General features: G+C 59.2%; 22 protein-coding genes and 1 pseudogene. 15 read left to right on the top strand and 8 right to left on the bottom strand.

The genetic code is table 11. From position 1 onward, the window contains the following. The 4 genes and pseudogenes from J5M72_RS14280 to J5M72_RS14265 form a co-directional block, all read left to right on the top strand. Positions 1-322: pseudogene (locus J5M72_RS14280) on the top strand (hypothetical protein); the annotation flags it as partial. Then, positions 319-705: a hypothetical protein gene (locus J5M72_RS14275; RefSeq protein ID WP_207865937.1), complete on the top strand. Its 387-nt coding sequence runs from the start codon at positions 319-321 to the stop codon at positions 703-705. The pseudogene J5M72_RS14280 and the gene J5M72_RS14275, both read left to right, overlap by 4 nt. A 90-nt stretch (positions 706-795) precedes the next feature. After that, on the top strand, positions 796-1,083 hold the full coding sequence (locus tag J5M72_RS14270; RefSeq protein ID WP_169430660.1) for a hypothetical protein: 288 nt from the start codon (positions 796-798) through the stop codon (positions 1,081-1,083). 471 nt (positions 1,084-1,554) lie between these two features. Continuing rightward, positions 1,555-1,941 (top strand): hypothetical protein, encoded by a 387-nt coding sequence (locus J5M72_RS14265; RefSeq protein WP_207865935.1) that lies wholly within the window; start codon positions 1,555-1,557, stop codon positions 1,939-1,941. Positions 1,942-2,504: 563 nt separating this feature from the next. Here J5M72_RS14265 and J5M72_RS14260 read toward each other — a convergent pair. From J5M72_RS14260 to J5M72_RS14230, 7 genes are all read right to left on the bottom strand, one after another. Continuing rightward, a complete protein-coding gene (locus J5M72_RS14260) occupies positions 2,505-3,824 on the bottom strand; it encodes an OprD family porin (RefSeq protein ID WP_207865933.1) in 1,320 nt (439 codons plus the stop codon). A gap of 192 nt (positions 3,825-4,016) precedes the next feature. Beyond that, complete coding sequence (locus J5M72_RS14255; RefSeq protein WP_207865931.1) at positions 4,017-4,850, bottom strand: phosphodiesterase; 834 nt, start codon at positions 4,848-4,850, stop codon at positions 4,017-4,019. Between the two features lie 24 nt (positions 4,851-4,874). Further along, entirely contained in the window at positions 4,875-5,906 is a 1,032-nt protein-coding gene (locus tag J5M72_RS14250; RefSeq protein ID WP_207865929.1) for an ABC transporter ATP-binding protein, read from the bottom strand. After that, entirely contained in the window at positions 5,903-6,697 is a 795-nt protein-coding gene (locus J5M72_RS14245; protein WP_207865927.1) for an ABC transporter permease subunit, read from the bottom strand. The genes J5M72_RS14250 and J5M72_RS14245 overlap by 4 nt, the downstream gene beginning before the upstream one ends. After that, positions 6,694-7,515, bottom strand: a complete 822-nt coding sequence (locus J5M72_RS14240; RefSeq protein WP_207865958.1) for an ABC transporter permease — start codon at positions 7,513-7,515, stop codon at positions 6,694-6,696. The genes J5M72_RS14245 and J5M72_RS14240 overlap by 4 nt, the downstream gene beginning before the upstream one ends. A gap of 48 nt (positions 7,516-7,563) precedes the next feature. Beyond that, positions 7,564-8,568 (bottom strand): ABC transporter substrate-binding protein, encoded by a 1,005-nt coding sequence (locus J5M72_RS14235; protein WP_207865925.1) that lies wholly within the window; start codon positions 8,566-8,568, stop codon positions 7,564-7,566. Continuing rightward, on the bottom strand, positions 8,552-9,571 hold the full coding sequence (locus J5M72_RS14230; protein ID WP_169430651.1) for a LacI family DNA-binding transcriptional regulator: 1,020 nt from the start codon (positions 9,569-9,571) through the stop codon (positions 8,552-8,554). Before J5M72_RS14230 ends, J5M72_RS14235 begins: the two co-directional genes overlap by 17 nt. A 179-nt stretch (positions 9,572-9,750) precedes the next feature. Here J5M72_RS14230 and J5M72_RS14225 point away from each other — a divergent pair, with 179 nt between their 5' ends. The 3 genes from J5M72_RS14225 to J5M72_RS14215 all read left to right on the top strand — a co-directional run bounded on the left by J5M72_RS14225 (position 9,751) and on the right by J5M72_RS14215 (position 13,144). Beyond that, entirely contained in the window at positions 9,751-10,077 is a 327-nt protein-coding gene (locus tag J5M72_RS14225) for a hypothetical protein (protein ID WP_243433321.1), read from the top strand. Between the two features lie 150 nt (positions 10,078-10,227). Continuing rightward, positions 10,228-12,609: a hypothetical protein gene (locus J5M72_RS14220; protein WP_207865923.1), complete on the top strand. Its 2,382-nt coding sequence runs from the start codon at positions 10,228-10,230 to the stop codon at positions 12,607-12,609. 235 nt (positions 12,610-12,844) lie between these two features. After that, positions 12,845-13,144, top strand: a complete 300-nt coding sequence (locus J5M72_RS14215; RefSeq protein ID WP_169430650.1) for a hypothetical protein — start codon at positions 12,845-12,847, stop codon at positions 13,142-13,144. A 106-nt stretch (positions 13,145-13,250) separates the two neighbouring features. On the opposite strand, the gene gspI is transcribed toward J5M72_RS14215, so the two are convergent. Then, the gene (gene gspI, locus J5M72_RS14210) at positions 13,251-13,631 is read right to left on the bottom strand and encodes a type II secretion system minor pseudopilin GspI (RefSeq protein WP_207865921.1); all 381 of its coding nucleotides are present in this window, start codon (positions 13,629-13,631) and stop codon (positions 13,251-13,253) included. Between the two features lie 146 nt (positions 13,632-13,777). Here gspI and gspG point away from each other — a divergent pair, with 146 nt between their 5' ends. From gspG to J5M72_RS14170, 8 genes are all read left to right on the top strand, one after another. Then, complete coding sequence (gene gspG, locus J5M72_RS14205) at positions 13,778-14,236, top strand: type II secretion system major pseudopilin GspG (RefSeq protein ID WP_085610505.1); 459 nt, start codon at positions 13,778-13,780, stop codon at positions 14,234-14,236. Positions 14,237-14,244: 8 nt separating this feature from the next. Then, the gene (gspK, locus tag J5M72_RS14200; RefSeq protein WP_207865919.1) at positions 14,245-15,198 is read left to right on the top strand and encodes a type II secretion system minor pseudopilin GspK; all 954 of its coding nucleotides are present in this window, start codon (positions 14,245-14,247) and stop codon (positions 15,196-15,198) included. Then, a complete protein-coding gene (gene gspL, locus J5M72_RS14195; RefSeq protein WP_207865917.1) occupies positions 15,195-16,352 on the top strand; it encodes a type II secretion system protein GspL in 1,158 nt (385 codons plus the stop codon). Before gspK ends, gspL begins: the two co-directional genes overlap by 4 nt. After that, complete coding sequence (gene gspM, locus J5M72_RS14190; RefSeq protein ID WP_207865915.1) at positions 16,345-16,890, top strand: type II secretion system protein GspM; 546 nt, start codon at positions 16,345-16,347, stop codon at positions 16,888-16,890. The genes gspL and gspM overlap by 8 nt, the downstream gene beginning before the upstream one ends. Next, positions 16,887-19,238: a type II secretion system secretin GspD gene (gene gspD / locus J5M72_RS14185; protein ID WP_207865913.1), complete on the top strand. Its 2,352-nt coding sequence runs from the start codon at positions 16,887-16,889 to the stop codon at positions 19,236-19,238. The genes gspM and gspD overlap by 4 nt, the downstream gene beginning before the upstream one ends. Beyond that, a complete protein-coding gene (gene gspE / locus J5M72_RS14180; protein ID WP_207865911.1) occupies positions 19,235-20,641 on the top strand; it encodes a type II secretion system ATPase GspE in 1,407 nt (468 codons plus the stop codon). The genes gspD and gspE overlap by 4 nt, the downstream gene beginning before the upstream one ends. Beyond that, positions 20,641-21,852 (top strand): type II secretion system inner membrane protein GspF, encoded by a 1,212-nt coding sequence (gspF, locus tag J5M72_RS14175; protein WP_207865909.1) that lies wholly within the window; start codon positions 20,641-20,643, stop codon positions 21,850-21,852. Before gspE ends, gspF begins: the two co-directional genes overlap by 1 nt. A gap of 514 nt (positions 21,853-22,366) precedes the next feature. After that, positions 22,367-23,476 (top strand): substrate-binding domain-containing protein, encoded by a 1,110-nt coding sequence (locus tag J5M72_RS14170; protein WP_169430643.1) that lies wholly within the window; start codon positions 22,367-22,369, stop codon positions 23,474-23,476. Positions 23,477-23,546 lie beyond the last annotated feature (70 nt).

Raw genomic sequence — 23,546 nt, 5'->3', positions numbered from 1 at the left:
GGGTACAGCCGTAGGGGGTGGGGCTTCTTACATGAAGGTCCAGGAAGTTTGTGCAGCAGGTAATAAAGATGCCTGCGAAAAAATCAAATATACCGAGGGTGGTAACTTCGTCGGAGGAGTGGCCGGCGGTGCTGCTACCGGCGCGTTTTTGACCGGTTCCACAGCGGGAATTATCTGTGTTGGCTTGGGTGTGCCAACAGGCGGAATGGCAACCTTGGCATGTGGCGTCATCGTCGTAGCGGCGGGCTCATATGCGGGTGGAGCTCTTGGTGGGGCTACAGGCGAGTGGGCGGGTGAGAAGATCTATGAGGCAGGTAAATGAGTTTGAACGTCGTTGATAAGGTGCTTTTGGCCATTGCCGTCGCTGATCTGGCAGGACTTGTTCTTTGGATTGGAGTTTGTTTGCACCTTGCGTATACGAAGATGGATCTGATGTTGGAGCATCTGAAGAATTGCTCAGCCATCATGACTCGCGCTCCGCTTCGGAATGGAGGGCCCTGGGGGAAACTTCTGCTCGTTGGTGGCATTTCGGGAATTGTGACGTTCCCCAATTTTTATTTGAAAAGGGGCGAGCTGAACTCTCAAGATCTAGCCAATTTCCCGGTCCCCCTTAAACGCAAGCTGATAGTGCTGCAATGGAGCGTGATTTCTCTGTTATTGGTCATGATCTGCTTCGGAGTAGCTGTGAAGTCAGGGTTTGTTTAGCGCATTGTGCAATGCGCGGCTCTCACTCCTACGCATAATTAAGCGCCTCGTTTGTACAGTCGGAGGGCTACAGACAAAGGTGTTACAAGAATGAAAAAGCTTCTAATCGCGGTGGTCTTCGCCCTAGTGACCATGCTTTACGTCGGCTACTACGAAGCTCTTGAGGACGGAGACATCGAGACCATTGTCTTCATCAAGAAGCATCCGACGTTTCAGATGAAGTTCTACAACATCCACGCTAACGATGGAGAGATCAGGAACGTAGAACGCCTGACGGCAGAGGAGCGGGGGTGGATTATTGATTACTGCAGGTATCGCTTGGGAATCGACACAGCCCTGAAAACTCAGGATGACGTCGAGATGTGCCGGAAGAAATAGAGCTGTTCACCTGGCTTGGGTTTTCTATTACGACTGGCAACCTGGGCCAATTCCCTCGATCTGTTGGGATAACGGGGCGGATCTGTTGAAGGATAAGTGGCGGGGTGAGTCCCCGATAAACACCAACGTTTAAAAAGACATCTCCAGACACTCTCTCAGGCTACATATCCTTGCGCCGTTGCCTACAGCTACGCCAGAATCCGCCGGCTTGTGCGCCTTGGGGTCGGGTTCTATTGTGGTCTGGTCGCTGACGAGTCAGCGATCGGGTTTGGTAGCCCGGCTTAGACTTGGCGCATAGCGTCACCCGATACAGGCCTTTTTGGGGCTGTGTATTTATGGTGGCCATGCGCAGGGCGTCTTCGGGCGCGCCGGTTCTCCAAGTCACCGGTCTACCAACCTTCGTATGGCCACCACCCCTTCGTTTGGTAGCGAAAGATGATGGCTCCTTTTCTATGATTTGGAGATTCACTCATGATCAAACCAACACCCAACTCGCCCGAAACCGACGCGGTTTCCCCCTACGAATCCATCGACTCCAAAAAACTCCACGAAGCCGCCGACCGCGCGCTCGACCATTACCTCTGTCCGCCCGGCTCCACGCCGCCCCCACGCAGAACCCGCGGGATGTATGCCGTGACGGCGGACAACAAAAACGAAGAACTGCTGATTGATGCCAGTGAAACACTCGCTTCAGCCCAAACCATTGCCCAGAACATCGCCAGTCTGGTACCGGCTTCTCAGCGTCGGGCGTTGGTTGGGATTGCGCAGTTGATCATGCTCGGGGAGTTGGCGGTGAATCGGGCGTTGGACAATTTGCAATTGCCGGTGAAGCAGCCCTCGGGATCACCTGCTGATTAGGCGGGTGTCAATTCTGACGCCTTCGCGAGCAAGCTCGCTCCCACAGGGATTTAGGGGGGAGGGGACTGAATTATTTCATTCAGTCCCCTTTGTTTCTTAACCCGCGTCGCCGCGATCTGGCTCTGAAGGCGCATCCGGACACTCATCGGCCCATCGCGTAACCGTCATGTCGTTGAGCTGCTCACCCATGGTGTCGACGCGCAAGCAGGCGCCTTTCTTTGAATAGAACAGGATGCAGCGCGAGCTATCAACAGAGCAGGTATCGAGCTCCAGGAAATTGCGTGCAGTCGCTTTCGGCCGATTCTGTTGAAAAAGTCGGCCATGGTTTGCACATCAAAAAAGTACGCGTCCGAGATTGAAATCTTTACTTTTGGCAGAGGCTTCCGGACTCGGACTTCACGTAGCGGCGTGCAAAAAGGCGTTTTCACCAGTCAATGATCTGGCAGTTTGGGCAGACCGACTGTTTCAACAGAATTGGCCAATAGCAGCCGCTCGCTTTGAAGGCAAATCAACGACTGTCAGACAAATTTGCGCGTCTGAGTTTCGTAAGTAACTTTTACGCCTTACATCAACGGAATTGTATAGCTCACGATCAGGCGATTCTGGTCTTGGTCGCGGGCGATATCACTTCGAGACATCGCGTTCCGCCAGCCAAAACCGACGTTCTTCAACGCACCGCTCTGGATCACATAGTCCAGAGAGATATCGCGCTCCCATTCGCCTGCGTCCTTGCCGCTGGCAGTCTGAATATTGTCGCCCTTGAGGTACATCACCGATGCCTTCAAGCCAGGAGCACCCAGTGCAGCGAAGTCGTAGGCATACTGCGCGAATGCGGTTCGCTCCCCCGCCTGGATGAAGGTCTGAATGGTGCGGTCGGTGTAAAGATAAAGACTGGCACCTGCCTCGCCTTTATCGACCAGGCCACCCTGATTGAGTTGCGCAAAATTGCTGTCATCGGAAACACTTTGATAGCCCGCCGTAATTGCATGGCCGCCCAACGAATAAATGAACGCCGCGCTCCAGGTATCGTTGTCGATTTCACCGGTACCGCCTTTGGTGTAACCCCCGAACTTGTAACCGTTGGCGCGACCGGCCGCACTGCTGTTCTTGCCATCGGACGTGGTCTTGAAATAACGCAGATCGGTTTTCAGCGAACCGTATTCACCGAGCGGCAACACATGCAGCAAACCAGCGAAGTGCTGCTGGTAATAGTCTTCCAGATTGGCGTAGTAATACTGAACGGTCAGATCCTTCGTCAGTTTGTAATCGCCACCGGCAAAGGTGAATTTATTGCTTTCCTTTGTGCCGCCCGCAACGGCCAGACCTGCGCTATCGCTGGAAGCACGCCCGGTGGCGTGTTCAAGTTGGCCGGCAGTGACGGTCAGGTTATCGATTTCATTACTGATGACTTGTCCGCCCTCGAAGGTTTGAGGCAACAGCCGGCCATCATTGGAGACCACTACCGGCAACTTCGGCTGTAAGGTGCCGTAACGCAGCTCTGTCTTCGAGAAACGCATCTTGGCAGTCGCACCGACACGGCCCCATTGGTCCGCAGCCTTGTCGCCGTCATTGGGGAACATCGAACCACCGACATGACGACCCGCACCGCTGTCGAGCTTCAAACCCAGCAGGCCAATGGCATCCAGGCCGAACCCCACAGTGCCGTCGGTAAAACCGGATTGATAATTGAGCATGAAGGCCTGCCCCCACTCTTCGGTCTTCGAAGGAGCGGCGGCCCCATCGCGGTTATCATTGTTGAAGTAGAAGTTGCGCAAGTTCAAATTGGCTTTGCTGTCTTTAATGAAATCAGCAGAGGCGAACGGACTCACGGCAATACTCAGGCCGCCGGTCAAAAAACTTAATACTTGAAGCGTGGCTTTCATCAGGACGAACTCCAGCGCAGAACCTATGTTCCGGGCACATTAAAAGGACAGCGGGAAGCACTCAGTCAATCAGGCGATTGACCAATGCGTTAACTAATCATCAGGAAAAGTCTGAACCGTGCGCAGAGAATGATATGGGTTAAAACCTCCGAAGAACTTCGTCAAAAAACGCCTTGAAAAATCTCTGTGCCATCAGTCGATCAATCCATGTGCGTCGTAAAACGGATACGGTCCGGGATACTCACCAAACACGGCGTTATGGGTCACCAGCCCCTGCTGCGCTTGCCAGCGATGCAGCAAATACCCGGCCGGTTCCAGATTGAAATGCGCCGGGGCGGTTTGCTGTAGATCCAGCACGATTTGATGTGAGGTGCCGGGACACACACAACTCAGGCTGCCACCGAAACGCCGCTGCATCGGTCGGTGTAAATGTCCGCAAAGCAAGCGTTCCACCTGCGGGTGACGGGCGATGACCTGCTCAAGCGCCGACGCATTGATGAACGGCTCGCGGTCCATATGACCAATACCGCTGATAAATGGCGGGTGATGCAGAATCAATAACGTCGGTGCATCGGGACGACCAGCCAGTTGCTCATCGAGCCAGAGCAACTGGCTGTCCAGCAATTGACCGCCATGAGCGCCGGGGATCGTCGTGTCCAGACCGATCAGGCGCACCGGGTGCTCTTCAACCACCCAATCCAGTGGTGCGCCGGCAGACATCGGCAGGTAGGCATGATCGGCAAATGCCGCCAGCAAATGCTCGCGATTGTCGTGGTTGCCAGGCACGAGGTAGCAAGGCATTTCCAGGCGCGCCAGTTCGGGATGCAGCACGGCATATTCATCAGGTCGACCGAAGTCCACCAGGTCGCCACTGATCACCACGATGTCGGGACGCGGATGGAGGCGATTCAAATGATCGACAGCACGCCGCAACGCGCCGAGGGTATCGACGACGCCGTAAGTCAGCCTTTGACCGGCTTTAAGGTGCAGATCGCTGATCTGCGCGATGAGAAACGGACGATTCAAGATAAGTTCTCTGAAAACTAAAGATCACGAATGCAGGGTAAACAGCATTTGCGGCTCGATGGCCAAGGCAATCAGCGTGCCGGGGGCGAGGATGACGCCATCGGCGCTGTCCACCAACAATGGCTGTGAAGCACCCACATCCACCAGCAGGCGGCTGTGGGCACCCTGGAAAAACTGCCCCACCAGACGCCCGCGCAGATGACCCTGGTTGTCCGTCACCCGCAAATGCTCAGGGCGGCAGTACACGGTGGCGGGCAGACTCGCACCACTCCACGGCAACTCGCCACCACTGACTCTCAAGCCATGGGACGTACGCTCGGTCACAGAAAAAGCATTGAGGTTGCCAACGAAACTGGCGACGAAAGCGTTGGCCGGTTGCTGATAGATTTCCCGCGGGCAAGCCAATTGCGCGACGCGGCCGTGCTCCATGACCAGGATGCGATCCCCCAACGCCATGGCTTCTCCCTGGTCGTGGGTGACGAACACCGCGGTGATTCCCAAACCACGTAGCAACTGATCCAGCTCGCTGCGCAAGCGCTCACGCAACTGCGCATCCAGCGCAGCCAAAGGTTCGTCGAGCAATAACACCCGCGGCCGAGGTGCCAGTGCTCGGGCCAAGGCGACACGTTGGCGTTGACCGCCGGACAACTCGTGAATGCTGCGCTTGCCATGTTCTTGCAGACCGACCAATTCCAGCAATTCCGAACAACGCTTGTTGCGTTCGGCGGGGGTAAGACCGCGAATCTTCAGGCCGTAAACAATGTTGCCGGCCACATCCAGGTTCGGAAACAACGCATAGTTCTGGAACACCATGCCCACGTCGCGGCGCTCGATGGGCAGGCGTGTGACATCGCTGTCGCCAAAGAATATCTGCCCCACGTCCGGGCGTTCCAGACCGGCGATCAGGCGCAAGGTGGTGGTTTTACCGCAACCGGACGGGCCGAGAATCGCCAAGGTTTCCCCAGCCTCGATGGTCAGGTTTAAATCATGCACAGCAACGGTGCCGTCAGAGAACGCCTTGCGGCAACCCTCAAGGCGAATGGTGGTTCCGGTCATCGGCTCTCTCCTCGGGAAATACGGGCGCTGATGGCCTGCAGCGCAATGAGCAGCGGCACGATCATCAACAGGAATATGAGGGTGTAGGCGCTGGCGACTTCCAGCCTGGCCGAGGCATAACTGTCGGCCAAGCCCACCGGCAATGTTTTGGTCATCGGGGTATGGAGCATCCAGGTCAGGTTGAACTCACCCAACGACAGGGTGACAACCATCAACACCCCGGCGAGAATCCCGGCCCGGCAGTTGGGCACCACCACACTGAAGAAACGCTGGATCGGCCCGGCGCCAAGACTGGCCGCTGCGTCTTCCAGCGTTGGCAGGTGCTGACGTTGCATCACAGCCATCACCGGGCGAACCAGAAATGGCAGGGTGAACAGCACATGGCCGACGAGAATGAATAACCAGCTGCTGCGAAACCCACCGAACTGACCATAGGTGAGCAGCAACGCCAAGGCGCTGGCCAGGCCTGGCATCGCCACGGGCAACACCATCAGTTCTTCGAACGCGCGGCTGAAGCGATTGTTCATCCGCACCAACGCGTAAGCCGCCGGTACGCCAATCACGCAGACACACAGAGCACAGGCCACCGCCAGTTGCAGGGATAGCCAGACGGTCGACGAATAGGTTTGCCAAACCTGTATCAACCAGTCGAATGTGAATCCGCTGGACAGGCCTGCGAAGTAATTGCGCGTCAGCCCCGCCAGCAGCGACATCAGCACGGGCACCAACATAAAGGCACAGACCAGCAAGGTAAAAACCAGTTGCCCGACAAACAGCGTTGAGCGTTTCACAATACAGTCCCCGATTGTTTGACCAGCCGCCGGGTCAGCAGCAGCGCGGCCCAGGTCACCACACCCAACACCACCGACAGCGCAGCCGCCACAGCGAAGTTGGCGTAATTGGTGAAAACGTTGTAGATCGCCACAGGGGTCACGTTCAGCCGAGTGCCCAAGGTAAAGGCCGTACCGAATGCGCCCATGGAGGTCGCGAAACAGATCGCCCCACATGAGACCAATGCCGGCGCCAGGCCGGGCACAATGACATCGCAGACCACTCGCCAATGACCCGCCCCCAGTGAATGGGCGGCTTCTTCCAGGCTACGATCCAGGCTTTCGCAAGCGGCCATCACCGTGAGAATCACCCGCGGAATCGAGAAGTACAGATAGCCGATGAACAACCCCGTCAGCGAGTAGGCAAAAATCCAGCGCTCCCCCACCAGCTCAAGGCCGAGCGTGGCGAACAGCCCCTGACGACCGGACAGCAGAATCACCAGAAAGCCGACCACCACGCCGGGAAACGCCAGCGGAAAGGTCAATAAGGCGACCAGTGCCGAGCGGCCGAAGAAGCGCTGGCGAGCCAGAAACACGCCACTGATACCGCCCACCAACAGCGCCGCAAGGGTCACCACGAGAGCAAGAATGCAGGTCTGCGCCAGGCTGCCCAGGTATTGCGCGCTGCCAAGCACTTGCCAGTAACCGCTGTCGCTGCCGTCGCGGCTTTGCGCACCCAGCACTATCAGATGCGCCAGCGGCAATAACCAGAATGCGAACAGCACAGCTGCTGCTGGCGCTAGTGCCCAGGCAGCTGTCGGTCGCAAGCGCGGCACGATGGACCAACCCGACCGGACTTCCCGGGCTTTTACTACCGAAGCCGTCACTTACTTGACCTCACTCAGATAACGCGCCGAGAAGGCTTCCTGCACCGCCGCCATGTGTTCGTAATCAACTACGCCGGCCCGTGCATACTCGCTGTCCGGCAGGAACTGCGCGGCGACGTCGGCAGGCATCTTCACCGCGCGCACTGGTCGCAGGTACGCCTTAGCCCACAGCGCCTGACCTTGATCGGACAGGACGAAATCCAACACCTTCTCGGCGTTGGCACGATGCGGGGCGTTGGCGACCATGCTCATCACGTAAGGCACGCTGATGCTGCCTTCTTTGGGGATCACGAACGCTACGTTAGCGTTGTCCTTGTAACGCGCCCGATAGGCGTTGAAGTCGTAATCGACCAAAATTGGCAACTCGCCGGACAGTACCCGCGCGTAAGCCGTCTGCTTGGGCACAATGGGCGAGTTTTTCGCCAGTTTCCGGAAGTAATCGATGGCGGGGGCGAAGTTATCCAGGGTGCCACCCATTGCCTGATTGATGGCCACGGCAGATACGTAACCCACGAAAGCGCTGGACGGATCAAGATAACCAACCATGCCTTTGTATTCGGGCTTGAGGAGATCGGCCCAGCTTTGCGGAACCGGCAAACCACCCAGTGCATCGACATTAACCATGATGCCAAGGGTGCCGGAGTGAATCGCAAACCAATGACCTTCCGGATCTTTCAGACCGATTGGAATCTGATCCCAACCCTTGGGCTTATAAGTTCCAGTCACGCCTTTTTTTTGCGCCTGTAAACCGAACGTCACGCCGTAATACACCACGTCGGCCACCGGAGCGGCCTGTTCGGCCACTAGTTGCGCCAGTGACTGGCCGGAGTTCTTGTTGTCCAGTGGGACCTGCACGCCGGTGGTGTCGGCAATCGCCTTGAGCTGCACGCCCCAGTCCGCCCACTCTGGCGGGCAGTTGTAGCAAATCGCCGTTTCGGCGGCTTGTGCCAGGCTGGTCACACCGCATAGCAGCAACGCCGCCAGGGTTTTACTGAATCGGATCATCAAACATCTCCTCGTAGGGCTGAGTACTTTCGCCCGACCGGATATGGCAGGGCAGGCAATGGGAAACTGGTGCGGCGCCAGCGATCTGCGCCAACAGTTGATCGATCACGGTGCAAGCCAGCGCCGCGATGGGTTGAACGACGCTGCACAGCGTCGGGTGCATTTGAGTACCAAGGGAAATACCGTCAAAGCCAATGACCGAGAGCTGCCGGGGCACGTTCCAGCCGTTGCGCCGCAGTTCCGCGATCAGACTGATCGCCAGCAAGTCGTTGGAGCAGACCAGCGCACTGGGTGCCTGCGGGCTGCGCAATAAGGGCTCGATGACGGCGAAGTCTGCCTGGGTATGGGCAGGCATTTCGATCACCGGCAGGCTGTCGAGGCCGGCCTCACGCATAGCGTCGAGATAACCGGCGTAACGCAGTCGAGAGCGGTCTGACTGCAAGGCTGGACCGGCAACCATGCCGATCTGCGAGTGTCCCGTTTCCAGCAGATAACGGGTGGCGAGCGCCATACCGGCGCGATTATCCACCGACACAGCGCTGTAATCAGGATTGTCGGGCTGGTGATAGGCCAGCACAAAAGGCGTGTCTTCGTTGGCAAGGTTTTGCAGCACGCGACTGCTCTGGGCATCAGTCACGGTAAGGACCAGACCATCGACCCTTTGGCGCAACAAATCCTCGACCACCGCGCTTTCGCGCTCGCTGTTGTAGTCGGTAGTTGCCAGCAACAGGTTGTAACCGTGCAAGCGTGCAGCCTGCTCCATCGCCTGAAATTGCTCGGCGAACACAGGGTTAAGCAGATTGGGCACCACCACACCGATCAGGTTGGTGGTTTGCAAGCGTAGTTGGCGGCCGAGGCGATTAGGCCGAAAACCTAGCTGACGCGCAGCGGCGAATACTTGCTCTCGGGTCGCCGGACGCACAACTTCGGGGGAGGCAAAGGTTCGCGCGGCGGTCGCCCGCGAAACACCTGCCAGCCGTGCAACCTCTTTCAAATCTGTCATGTTCACTCGCTTGAGATCGATCTCATTGGCGATGACATTACTTGGGAAACATGGCACTCCTGCGATGAATAAATGACGTTTTGATGTCAGGCGCTCACCCGCTATCCTGCGCATCCCGCCAAGAAAAAGGTCTACCGTGGCGTGGAACCGATCTGCACGCCAAGCCCGGGTAGCTCATCGTGTTGAGCGATCCGAACAATCCTCAGTGCACACGTGAAGAAGTGTTGCTCATGGAAGCGGCTCAGAAAGTGGACGCGGCACTCAAGCCCATGTCCGACGAAGAAGCGAGCTTCATGGTCCGCTATCGGAGCCAGATAGAATCCGTTCTTTCGCAAGGCTCTACATCAATCGGTGTTGGAGAATCGATCTTCGCCAAGAACCTTGAAGACCTGAAAACGTCGCTAAAGCAAATCGAAACGCGGCATCAGAAAAGAAAACAGATCAGTCCACATTGTTCTAAAGAAATGACCATTCATCTTGAAGTTCCACTCACCTGTCAGATATGACAGGTGACAGCCGCTGTGTTTCAAGCCTTCAATCATCCCGTGTATTCATGCCTGAACAGAAATGTTCGCCATGCACAACTAATGATTGCCTGACAGTGGACCGGGTTTACTCCTGGGCCCGTTCGAAGCTTGAGATCGAGGCGCAGCATCATGCAAATGGAATGGACGTGGATGAGGTCGTGGCTGCTGGTATTGCTACTGTTCAATAGCTTGGGTGAAGCCGCAACCGGCCCGGAAATCGCACAGTTGCTCAACAAGCGCTATGAAAACGTGCAAACAGAGTGTGCGGGCGGCAACCCGGCGTATTTTTGCAGCGGCGTCATGTTGCATGGCAGCACTCCGATGATCGAGTTCTGGAAACACGATGATGTGGCCGCGCAATTGGGGGCGGAAAGTTTTGTCTATCTGCGTGCCGATTTGGGTACGCAGACATTGTCGTCAGCCAACGGCATGGTGTTCAGTGATTCATTCACGGCCATCGGCAAGGATCAGCCACTAGACGTTCTTTGCGCCTATCCTTTCGCGTTTGAACCTGTTGAGAGCCGTGCTGGTTTCGGTTGCGGCCTGTCAGCGGCAAGTCGACAGGCCGCCGACGCGAGCTCTTGCGCAAGCGAGGGAGTGAGTGACTCAGCGAGTTGGCTGGCGCACTTCGAGCAACAAGGCCGACAACCCACAAAGCAATGCTCGTTGAGCAGCCTCAATCCCATGCTATTCAAGGCCAGCCTGCTGGCGCATCAAGGCATCGACAGCGATTGGTCGGCCAGACCTACCCAGTTGCAGATACGTAACTGGGACGAAAGCACACCCCAAAAAATTCCGATGCAGGCGCTTTTTTACGATGCGAATAAATCAGGTTCGTTGCTCGCGGCACAGAAAGATCAGTATGACTACTTTGCAACTACCGGGAATTGGCTGCCAATTCTGCGAATGGATTTGGCTCAGGCAGAGCGTGCGGTATTCGGATTCAATCAGCAGGATCAGTTGTACATCGGTTATCAAGTGGCCGATAAGCTGAATGCACGGTATGCCGATACTACGCCTGCTTGTCGTGGTAACACGCCCGCCTACGACTGCAATGGCGTGTTGATCAGAGTGACAAGTGCTTCACCTAACTACCATGCGTGGAACCCAAGCCTCGGATCGGTAGAGCGGAATGGCGTGGCATTTTCCTATGTGCGTGAGGATGTCGGCACCAAGAGTTTTTTGTATTCGAAAAGCCAAGGTTTGATCCTCAAGGAAATGGCGGCACCCACAGGTTTTCCCCTTACCGTACGATGCGCCTATCCGTTTGATGCCGCTACCGATACTCGAAGCGACAGTTGTAACGAGTATATGGCGTTACCCATTAGCAAGCCCTGTTTGGAGCTAGGTGTTATCGATATCGCAACATGGCTCGTTTACTACGATCAGTTGAATGGGGTTTATGGGCACCATTGTAGTTTCGGTCCAAATCAATCCGAATTTGCGATGAGTGTTGATGTTAGATCTCACCTTCCTGATCCTGGTATGCGCAGGCTTCATAACGAGGTCATCATCGCCGCATGGCCCCAGAACATTCCGCGACAGCTCCCCATTCAAGCCTTTTTCTATACAAATGAAACGGCGTTAACGAGCGCTCGCTTTTTTCAGCGCGATTATTTTCAGCAGACGGGGCAGTTCATGCCCATTGTCCGGGTGGACTTGAGCGCGTCTGATGGCCGCGTCTTTGTTTATGATCCTCAGGCCCAAATTGCTCAAAGTCCGATACTGCAAGTGCCACACGCGCCAGATGTCAGCGCGAGTGTGAACCTGGCCGCTCTTGATGCCAAATCAGGTGTACAGGTGAGCGTTGCCTACCCCGGTATGAATAAGGAGCAAAGCATTCAGTTGATAATGTCCGGCACTCCGGGAGTCGGCTCCCCTACGATTCCACCCATGCAGGGCGCGGAGAGTGGGAGTGTGGAGTTTTCGATTGATTCTGAGGCCATTGCTGCCAACGTCGGCAACGCAGCTAAAACCTTCATACTCAAGTACGAAGTCACGGAGGGCGGCAGTAAAACCTCGTCGGGCACGCTGACTGTAAACCTCTCGCCGTTACCTGCCGCGGAGTTGGATAAACTCAGCATCGTACAGGCTGATGGCGATGAGCTGGATCTCAGCGACGTCACGGAGGGCGGTACTTTGCGTGCGGGGATCTGGGCATTCATGAAGGCTGGTCAGCCTGTTTGGCTGGAATTGAAAGGCAAGACTGCCACGGATAAAGAGCACAATCGTCAGGTTTGGAATGTCCCGGGCGCGTCGGTAAATCAGAAATGGATAAATGACGGGGAATATTTTCAGGACGTGCCATACAGCTATCTCAAAGAGCTGGGAAACGATAGCGTGCTCGAGCTGCATTACAAGTTGGCTTTGACCATGAGCCAAGTCAAGGCGGACGCTATCGACGGGCCGGTGAAACGGTACAGGATCAAATCGGTGGGTGCTGTGAAAGCCTCTGTTTCCCGAACAGGGACCTATATAAAAATTCCCGGTACCGCATCGCGGCATCCTTAATAACGTCGTCGCTATTTGGCTCTGAAGGCGCATCCGGACATTCACCGCTCCATCGCGTCACCGTCATGTCTTTGAGCTGCTCACCCAGTGATCGAGCAGGGTGAAAAACGAATACAAGAGAAATGACCGTTGGTCGTAAACATCCGAATACCTGTCAGATCTGACAGGTGACGCTTCCTGCGGTCCACGATTGAATCACTCCGTCAAAACAATCTCACGAAACGGAGTTACTGATATGTCTACATCCAAGTCCAATGCCACCGCACCCGTGATCGTTTCTATCAGGGATTCCAAGGGTGAAGTACCTCAAAACGGAAAAACCTCTGATACCAGTGTGACAGTCGCAGGTCACTCGGAACCAGGGACGAACGTCAAAGTGTTCGATGGAACAATGTTGAAAGGTACTGTCCCTGCTGACACAGCAGGCCATTGGTTACTGGTTTTAAGTGAGCTTGCTCTGGGTGCACACATGATTGCGGCCGTTGCTGACGGTCCTTGGTCAGCTTCCAGAACATTTTCAGTGGTTCAACAGTAGAAAATTGATTCAATGGTTGTGAGTGAAGATCGGGAGATTTGAGGCGCGAGGTCCTCAAGGATCCCGATCTGTTCCTTATACATCGTGCCTGACGTTTTTGAGCGGGCTAGGGGGGTTCCGGGCGACTGAGCAACGTTTCAAGCCGAGCCAAAGGGGGCCGCTCTTGTCCCCGATCAAAAACCTGCACCCCAACCTTCAACAACCGCCCATTCTCCGCCCCCCCAATCACCTGCTCACACCGCAACAACAACCGCCCCTGATCACACTCCATCGCCTTGAACCCCATCGGCAACCGCCCCTCCAGCCGCAATTCCGCCATCCGATTCTGCGCCGCAATCATCGCAATCGAGCGATCCCGCAAGATCCCGCTGCTCTGCGTCATCAACCCCGCCACGCGCACGGCGGCGGACATGGCCACGGCGATGATCGCCAGCGCGACGAGCACTTCAATCAGGGTGAATCCGGCTTGCGGAGAGGGGGTGCGCATCGGGGGCTCGGGCTGTTGGGCAGCCCTTGACGCTAACGCCCGTGCTTGACGGCTTGACGACGGAAACTCCCGAGGATTTTCAACATCCCTGACATATCTTCTTGCAACACTGCGCGTCGAATCGAATCAAGCCAGGGAATGACGAGATGGATATCGCGCAGTTCAAACAGCCCAGTCGACCGAGCCGGATGCCCCGTGGGCAGCAGGGTTTCACGCTGATCGAGATCATGGTGGTCGTGGTGATTCTCGGGATTCTGGCGGCGATGGTGGTGCCCAAGGTGCTCGACCGGCCGGATCAGGCGCGGGCCACGGCGGCGAAGCAGGACATTGGCGGGTTGATGCAGGCGCTGAAGTTGTATCGCCTCGATCACGGCACTTACCCGAGCCAGAGCCAGGGCCTGAAAGTGTTGGTGGAGCGGCCGGCCGATGCGAAGAACACCAACTGGCGCTCATACCTGGAGCGCCTGCCGAATGACCCGTGGGGTCGTCCTTATCAGTACCTCAATCCCGGTGCCAACGGCGAGATCGACATCTTTTCCCTCGGTGCCGACGGCCAGCCTGACGGCGACGGCGTGAATGCCGACATCGGTTCCTGGCAGTTGTAAGGCCGGTCATGAACTACCAATCGAACCAGCAGGGGATGGCGATCATCAGTGCGCTGCTGATCGCGGCGGTGGTCGCGGTGATCGCCGCCGGGATGCTGACGCGTCAGAGCGTTTCGACCCGGGCGCTGGAAGCCGAACAATTGCGCGTGCAGGGCCGTTGGGTGCTGCACGGCGGGTTGGAGATCAGCCGGCAATTGTTGTGGGATGCGCGGCAACGCGATCCGCTGACCCGACTCGATCAACCCTGGGCGCTGCAGTTGAACACTCAAGGTTTCGAAGGGCGGCTGGAGGATGAGCAGGGCAAGTTCAACCTGCGCAATCTGGTGGCCAACGAACGGATCGACGACGCCCAGGTTCAGGCCTTTGAGCGCCTGTGTGGGTTGATCGGTATCAGCGACGCGTTGAGTCGTCGCATCAGTCAGCGGGTGATCGGCTCGTATCCGCATCTGCTCAATGCACAACTGACGGATAAACCTGTGACGAAAAACACCTTCGACAGCGGCCGCAGCACGTCGCCGTCTGCCTCGCGCAAACCGCAATCGCCAACCTTGCCGATGCTGCGCAATCTTGAAGACCTGCGCAGTGTCGACGGGGTCAACGATGCGGTGCTGATGAAACTGGCGCCGTACCTGACGGTGATTCCGGCGACCACCTGGCTCAACGGCAACACCGCCACGGCACCGGTGCTGGCAGCTTATGTGCCGGGGCTGTCGCTGGAGCGGGCGCAGGCACTGATCAATGAACGCGACGCCGGGCGCTGGTTCATCAATCGCGGGGATTTCGTCAATCGCCTGCGCTTGCCGCAACTGGAGATCACCAGCGTCAAGGTCGGGATCACCAGTGACTGGTTTCGGCTGCGTGGGCAGGCGCGGCGCGATCAGCGGCGGGTCAGCCTCGATGCGTTGCTGCATCGCAGCGAGGATCGTTTGCCCCAGGTGATCTGGTCGCGGGTGGGCGTATGAACCACTTGCGCCTAAGTTTGCCGCCACTGGCGGAACTCAATCTCGACAGTGAGCTGGACTGCGCGTGGCTGGACCGCCACGGCAAGGTCACTCGCCAGGATCGTCAACGGCTGCGCAAACTGCCGAAGCTGCCGCTGGTGTGTTTCCTGCACCCGACCGACAGCCTGCTGGCGAGCATCAACCTGCCGCCGTTGACCACCAGCAAAACCGCCGCCGCCGTGCAGTGCGCCGCGCAGGCGCTGATGCTCAGCGACATCACCACGATGCACGTCGCCCATGGCCCGCGCGACGCTTCGGGGCAGGTGCAGATTGCCTGGTTGCCGCGCCGGGACTTGCAATACTTCGGGCAGTTGCTGCACGAGACCGGGTTGAACCTGAAAGGCCTGTACCCGGCGGCCTACAGCTTGCCGGTGATGGCCGGCGGCGTCGGGCAACTGCTCGGCGATCATTTGTTGTTGCGTCAGGGGCCGGACTCGGCGCAGGTGCAACCGTTGATCGATGAAGCGTGGTTGATGGAAATTGCCCTGCCTGCGCACTGGATCGGTGAGGGCGCGCCGCAGGCGGTGCAGTCGACATTGGCCGACGCACAACGCTGGTCCGGGCCATTACCGAGTTGGGGCCTGCACGGCGGCATTCAGCAACCCGGTGCCGAAGGTCGGGGCTGGGGACGGGCGGTGGGTTTGTCTGCGCTGGCGCTGGTGGTCTGGGTGATCGGTTTGAACCTGTACGCCGCCCGCGAGGCCGGGGCAGGGCAACTGATCAAGGCGCAGATGGCGCAGCGGGTGAAGCAGGCGTTCCCCGAGTTGCCGGTGATCCTCAATCCGCTGCAACAGGCCCGTCAGCAAATCGCAGCGCGCCAGCAAGGCGCGCAGGACGCGCCGGGTCAGGATTTCAGTCGGCTGGTGTTGCAGGCGGGCAGCGGTATGCCGTTCATGGCGGGCACGGTGCAGCGTCTGGCGTTCGTCGACGGTGTGCTGCAACTGCGTCTGCTGCCTGAGGCCCGGCGCTCGGGTAACGACAAGGACTGGCAGGCGGCGCTGGCCCAGGCAGGAATCAGTGTCAGCGCCGATGAGGACGGCTGGGTCTTGCGCCCGGCCGGCGAGGTGGCCGCTGTCGCTGACAACGACGACAGCAGCGGAGCCGAAGATGAATAGCCCAGCGGTGGCGAAATACCGCGCCGGTTGGCAGCGCTTCAATGCTCAGTTGCAGGCCCGTTGGCAGCCGTTGGCCGTGCGGGAAAAACGCATGGTCGGCGGCATGGCGGCGCTGTTGCTGGGGCTATTTGTGTGGGTGGTGCTGATTCAGCCGCCGCTGAAGAAGATCGCCGCCTCGCAGGTCGAAACCCCGAAGCTGCGCGCCCAGGCCGAAGCGCTGGAAGTGCTGTTGCGCGACGTCAGCGTACGTCCGGACGGTCAGAACCTGGAGCAGTCGCTGCAACAGACCTTGCAGGCTGGCGGACTGGGCGGCCATTACCAACTGGCGGCCGCGTCCGCAGGGTGGCAGTTGACCTTCGACGCAGCCCCCGCCGACGCCGTCCTCGACTGGTTGTTGATCCAGCCCCGCCGTTTTTCACTGCAAGTGGTCGAGGCGCGCCTGCAACGCACTGACGACACCGCAACCGATGACACCGCCGGCACTCTGTCGGGCACCGTACGCATGGATCAGGCGCTGGGCGCTAAGGAAGCTTCATGAAGGGGTCAGGATCCAAACGCATGGCGTTGCCGATGCTGTTGATGGCATTGAGCGCATGCAGCAACACCACGCCACCGAATCAACCGCCGCTGCTGGTGGACAGCGAACTCGGCCGGCCGCTGGCCAACACCCAGCGCAGCGGCGACGCGGTGCTCGACCGCGAGCGGGCGCAGGCTCAGGTCAGACCGGCGCCCAAGCCATTGCACAACATCACCGAGCGCGCCCGCAGCGGCGGGGTGGTGCGGGGCACGACGTTGCCGGCCAATCCGTTGGGCGATCAACCGGTGACGCTGAATTTTGTCGATGCCGATATTCAAGCGGTGGTGCGGGCGTTGTCCCGCTCCACCGGTCAGCAGTTTCTGGTGGATCCTCGGGTCAAGGGCAATCTGACGCTGGTCTCCGAAGGCCAGGTGCCGGCGCATCAGGCTTACGACATGCTGCTGGCGGCGCTGCGCATGCAGGGTTTCAGCGTGGTCGATGTCGGCGGTGTGGCGCAGGTGGTGCCGGAGGCCGACGCCAAGTTGCTCGGCGGGCCGATCTACAGCGCCGACAAACCGGCGGGCAACGGCATGCTCACCCGCACGTTCCGCCTGCAATACGAGAACGCGGTGAACCTGATCCCGGTGCTGCGCCCGATCGTGTCGCCGAACAATCCGATCAATGCCTATCCGGGCAACAACACCATTGTCGTCACCGATTACGCCGAGAACCTCACGCGGGTCGCGCAACTGATTCAAGGCATCGATACGCCGAGCGCCATCGACACCGACGTGGTACAGATCCAGAACGGCATCGCCGCCGACATCGCGCCGATGGTCGCCGACCTGCTTGATGCACCGGGCAATGACCCGACCCAGAAAATCGCAGTGATCGGCGACCCGCGCTCCAACACCATCATCATCCGCGCCGGCAGCCCCGAGCGCACCGAGTTGGCGCGCAATCTGATCTACAAACTCGACAACGCCCAGAGCAACCCGAGCAACCTGCACGTGGTGTATCTGCGCAACGCCCAGGCCGGCAAACTGGCCCAGACCTTGCGCGGTTTGTTGACCGGCGAGAGCGACAGCGGCACCAGCGACAGTGCACGCTCAGTACTCAGTGCGATGGGCGGCTCCACCAACTCGGGCGGCGGGCAGAACGGCCAGAGCGGCACGCAAACCAACGGCAGCACTTCGACCACCAACAACGGCAGCACCGGCGGCAGCTATGCCCAGGGCAGCAGCGCCACCAGCGGCAGCAGCAATGCGCAGAGCAGCGAACAGAACGTCGCGTTCAGCGCTGGCGGCGTGACCATTCAGGCGGATGCGACCACCAACACCTTGCTGATTTCCGCGCCGGAGCCGCTGTACCGCAACCTGCGCGAAGTCATCGATCTGCTCGACCAGCGCCGTGCGCAAGTGGTGATCGAAAGCCTGATCGTCGAAGTCGGCGAGGACGATGCCAGCGAGTTCGGCGTGCAATGGCAGACCGGCAATCTGGCCGGCAACGGCGTGATCGGTGGGGCCAACCTTGGTGGCTCGGGGATCAACGTCAACGGCAAGACCAGTGTCGACGTGTTGCCCAAAGGTTTGAACCTTGGCTACGTCAACGGCACCGTCGACATCCCCGGGATCGGCAAGATCCTCGACCTGAAAGTGCTGGCCCGGGCGCTGAAGAGCAAGGGCGGCACCAACGTGCTGTCGACACCGAACCTGCTGACCCTGGACAACGAAGCGGCGAGCATTTTCGTCGGCCAGACCATCCCCTTTGTCAGCGGCAGCTACGTCACCGGTGGCGGTGGCAACAGCAACAACCCGTTTCAGACCGTGACCCGGGAAGAAGTCGGCTTGAAGCTCAACGTGAGGCCGCAGATTTCCGAGGGCGGCACGGTGAAGCTCGACATCTATCAGGAAGTCAGCAGCATCGACGAACGCGCTTCGGCGGCGGCCAACTCCGCGGGGATCGTCACCAGCAAACGCGCACTCGACACCAGCATCCTGCTTGATGACGGGCAGATCATGGTGCTTGGCGGTCTGCTGCAGGACGGCTACAGCCAGAGCAATGACGCGGTGCCGTGGCTGTCGAGCATTCCGGGGATCGGCGCGCTGTTTCGCAACGAGCGCCGTTCGATCACCAAGACCAACCTGATGGTGTTCCTGCGCCCGTACATCATCCGCGACAGCGCGGCGGGGCGCAGCATCACGCTTAACCGCTATGACTTCATGCGCCGCGCCCAGGGCGGTCTGCAACCGGAGCGCAGCTGGGCGATGCCGGACATGCAGGCGCCGCAATTGCCCGCCACCGCCCAAGGCGTGCCGGCACCGGTGTCCGGCCCCCGCGCGACTATCAAAGCGGTGCCGCTGCAATGAGCGCATTGCCTTATGCCTGGGCCAAGGCGCAGCGGATTCTGCTGCGCGACGGCGTGCTGACGGTGTGCCCGTCGACGCCGGGCTGGTCGATCAGCGAGGTGCGCCGGCAGTTCGGCGCGGCCAGGCTTGAGCGGGTGCGCGATGACGAACTCGACGGCCTGCTGGCCACTGCCTACGCCGACACCGGCAGTGCGGCGGCGGTGGTCGGTGCGGCGGAAAACGAAGTCGACCTCGACCGCCTGATGCAGGACATGCCGGAAATCACCGACCTGCTCGACACCCAGGATGGCGCGCCGGTGATCCGCATGATCAACGCGTTGCTCACCCAGGCGGCGCGGGACGAGGCCAGCGACATTCACATCGAACCGTTCGAAACCCATTCGGTGGTGCGCTACCGGGTCGACGGCACCCTGCGCGACGTGGTGTCGCCGCGCAAGGCCTTGCACGGTGCACTGGTGTCGCGGATCAAGATCATGGCCCAGCTCGACATCGCCGAAAAACGCCTGCCGCAGGACGGCCGCATTGCGCTGCGCGTAGCGGGGCGACCGATCGACATTCGTGTTTCCACCGTGCCCACCGGCCATGGCGAGCGGGTGGTGATGCGTTTGCTCGACAAACAGGCCGGGCGCCTGCATCTGGAGACCCTGGGCATGGACGCGCAGGTGCTGGCCAAACTCGATCACCTGATCCGCCAGCCCCACGGCATCGTGCTGGTCACCGGCCCGACCGGCAGCGGCAAGACCACCAGTCTCTACGCGGCGCTGGCGCGGCTGGATGCGAGCACCAGCAACATCCTCACCGTGGAAGACCCGGTGGAATACGATCTGCCGGGCATCAGCCAGATTCAGGTCAACGCCAAGATCGACATGACCTTCGCCCTCGCGTTGCGCGCCATTCTGCGTCAGGACCCGGACATCATCATGATCGGCGAGATCCGCGATTTGGAAACCGCGCAGATTGCGGTGCAGGCTTCGCTGACCGGTCACCTTGTACTCGCAACGTTGCACACCAACGACGCGGTGTCGGCGGTCAACCGCTTGGTCGACATGGGCGTCGAGCCGTTTCTGCTGGCTTCGTCGATGCTCGGTGTGTTGGCCCAGCGCTTGGTACGACGGTTGTGCAATCAGTGCAAACAAGAAGACCCGGCGACGCCCGGCACCTGGCGCCCGGTCGGTTGCGCGGCGTGCAATCACACCGGTTACAGCGGCCGGACCGGCATTCATGAATTGTTCTGCATCGATGACGACATCCGCACGCTGATCCACCAAGGGGCAGGGGAACAGGCGTTGCGTGCGGCGGCGAGCAAGGCCGGGATGTTCAGCCTGCGCGAGGACGGCGAACGCTGGATTCGCAGCGGTACTACGGCGCCGGAAGAAATCCTTCGTGTGACACGGGACGCCTGATGAATCGCTATCGTTTTGAGGCCGCCGATGCCAGCGGCAAGATCGAATCCGGGCATCTGGAGGCGGACAGTCAGGGCGCCGCGTTTGGCGTGCTGCGCAGTCGTGGCCTGACGGCGTTGTCGGTGGAGAGGGAAAGCAACGTCTCCCAACATGGCGGCGGTGGATTGTTCAGCGCCAAGCTGTCGGATAACGATCTGGCATGGGCCACCCGGCAACTGTCGAGCCTGCTGGGTGCCAGTCTGCCGCTGGAAGCGGCGCTGAGCGCCACGGTCGAACAGGCCGAGAAAAAACACATCGCCCACACCCTCAGCGCCGTGCGCGCCGATGTGCGCAGCGGCATGCGTCTGGCCGAAGCGCTGGCGGCGCGGCCTCGGGATTTTCCGGAGATTTACCGGGCGTTGATTGCGGCGGGTGAGGAGTCCGGGGATCTGGCGCAGGTGATGGAACGGCTGGCGGATTACATCGAGGAACGTAACAACCTGCGCGGCAAGATTCTCACCGCGTTCATCTATCCGGGCGTGGTCGGGCTGGTGTCGATTGGTATCGTGATTTTCCTGCTCAGTTATGTGGTGCCGCAGGTGGTCAGCGCGTTTTCCCAGGCCCGGCAGGATCTTCCGGGCCTGACGCTGGCGATGCTCAATGCCAGTGATTTCATTCGCGCCTGGGGCTGGTTGTGTGCAGGGGTCATGGCCGCTGCGTTCTGGAGTTGGCGCTTGTATCTGCGTAACCCGGCGGCGCGTTTGAGCTGGCATCATCGGGTGTTGAAGCTGCCGCTGATCGGGCGGTTTGTGCTGGGGTTGAACACCGCACGGTTCGCCTCGACGCTGGCGATTCTCGGTGGCGCCGGCGTGCCGTTGTTGCGGGCGCTGGAAGCGGCGCGGCAGACCTTGTCGAATGATCGTCTGAGCCTGAGCGTCAATGAGGCCACCGCCAAGGTGCGCGAGGGCGTCAACCTGGCGGCAGCGCTGAAGGTGGAGAACGTGTTCCCGCCGGTGCTGATTCACCTGATCGCCAGCGGTGAGAAAACCGGCGCGCTGCCGCCGATGCTCGAGCGTGCAGCGCAAACCTTGTCCCGTGATATCGAGCGCCGGGCGATGGGTATGACCGCGTTGCTGGAGCCGCTGATGATCGTGGTGATGGGCGGGGTGGTGCTGGTGATCGTGATGGCGGTGCTGTTGCCGATCATCGAGATCAACCAGTTGGTGCAGTAGGGGTGTGTCTGTTGGTTTGATGTTGTCTGCTTCGGCCCCTTCGCTGGCAAGTCGAATCGTCGCACCGCAGCTCCCACAGGTTTTTGTGTTGGGAAGAAAATTGCATTAACAACACCGAACACTGTGGGAGCTGGCTTGCCAGCGATAGGGCCAGTCAAAGCGATAAATAATTCAGCATTTTTGCAAAGGATTCTCCATCACCCGAGCCTCGATCCAGCCATCCTCGGGTTCTCCTTTCTGTCATCTGCAACGGCCCTTCAAGGGCTGTGGCCGATCCCCCCGAAAAGCTTGCCGCAGACACTCCGCACAACGGCGCAAACACCCGAGAAAATCCCTCGAAAATCAGCCTGCACCTCCCGAGGTTTTTTCCTTTATCTGTCACCGGAAACTGCGAATTTCTCAGTGCGACTTAACCACGGACCCCGCTTGCGAAGGTCGGCGGTGAGTCTTCCCAGTGTCATGCAAGTCCCCTGAAAACCTGTGTTCACAACCAACGTTGAAAAGGAGATTCTTCATGTTCAAGCGCACTCTGATCGCAGCTTCCCTGACCGTCGCTGCCCTGGCTTCCGCCCAGGCCATGGCCGCCAACGTAACCGGTGGTGGCGCGACTCTGCCTGCCGCTCTGTACAAAGGCTCTAGCAACAGCATCCTGCCAGCCAACTTCAGCTACGTCGGTACCGGTAGCGGCACTGGCAAGACCGCTTTCCTGACCAACAACTCGGCGCTGTTCAGCACCACCGGTTCGGTGCACTTCGCCGGTAGCGACTCGATCCTCAGCGCTTCGGAAATCAGCACCTACAACACCAACTTCGGTGCTTCGTACGGCCCGCTGATCCAGCTGCCGTCGGTCGCCACTTCGGTTGCCATCCCTTACAAAAAAGCCGGCCAGACGGCTCTGAACCTGACCAGCGCCCAGCTCTGCAATGTGTTCTCCGGTACTGCGACCACTTGGGGCCAATTGCTGGGCAACTCTGATGCCACGCCGATCCGCGTTGTGTATCGCAGCACTGCCAGCGGCACTTCGGAAATCCTCACCCGTCACCTGAACAACGTTTGCCCGGGCAAGTTCTCGGTCAACACCACGTTCGCCAACTCGTTGCTGCCAGCCGGTACTGCGCTGCCATCGACTTTCGTCGGTGTGGCCAACACCGCTGACGTCGCTGTTGCCGTGAACGCCGTTGACGGCTCCATCGGTTATGTCGGCCCGGACGGCGTGAACGCCAGCAGCAACGCCGTGGTTTCTCGCGTCAACGGCGTACAGCCGACGCCGGCCAACGTCACGACCGCGCTGTCTTCGGTCGCACTGCCAACCGCGCCAGCCAACCCGGCGCAATGGGCTCCAGTGGTTGCCAACCCAACCAGCGGTTACCCGATCGCTGCCTACACCAACTTCATCTTCGGCCAGTGCTACAAGGACGCCTCCGTGGCGGCTGACGTCAAAGCCTTCCTGACCACTCACTACAGCGTGCCGGGCAATGCCGCTGCAACCATCGCTCACGGCTTCAGCGTGGTTCCGACCAACTGGAAAAATGCTGTGACCGCCAACTTCATCACCAACTCCACCGGCAACAACCTGAACATCAACAACGCCAGCGTTTGCAACGGCATCGGCCGTCCTCTGTAAGGTTTCATCCGCAGTCCGCAGTCCGCCGTTCGAATGGCAGCCCCTTCCGGGGCTGCCATTTTTTTGCCTG

The organism is Pseudomonas sp. 58(2021) (genome assembly GCF_017491585.1).
In the GTDB taxonomy this organism is placed as follows: Bacteria; Pseudomonadota; Gammaproteobacteria; order Pseudomonadales; family Pseudomonadaceae; genus Aquipseudomonas; species Aquipseudomonas fluorescens_BT.
The sequence above is the reverse complement of the archived record's forward strand: the minus strand, read 5'-3'. Positions and strand labels throughout refer to the sequence as shown.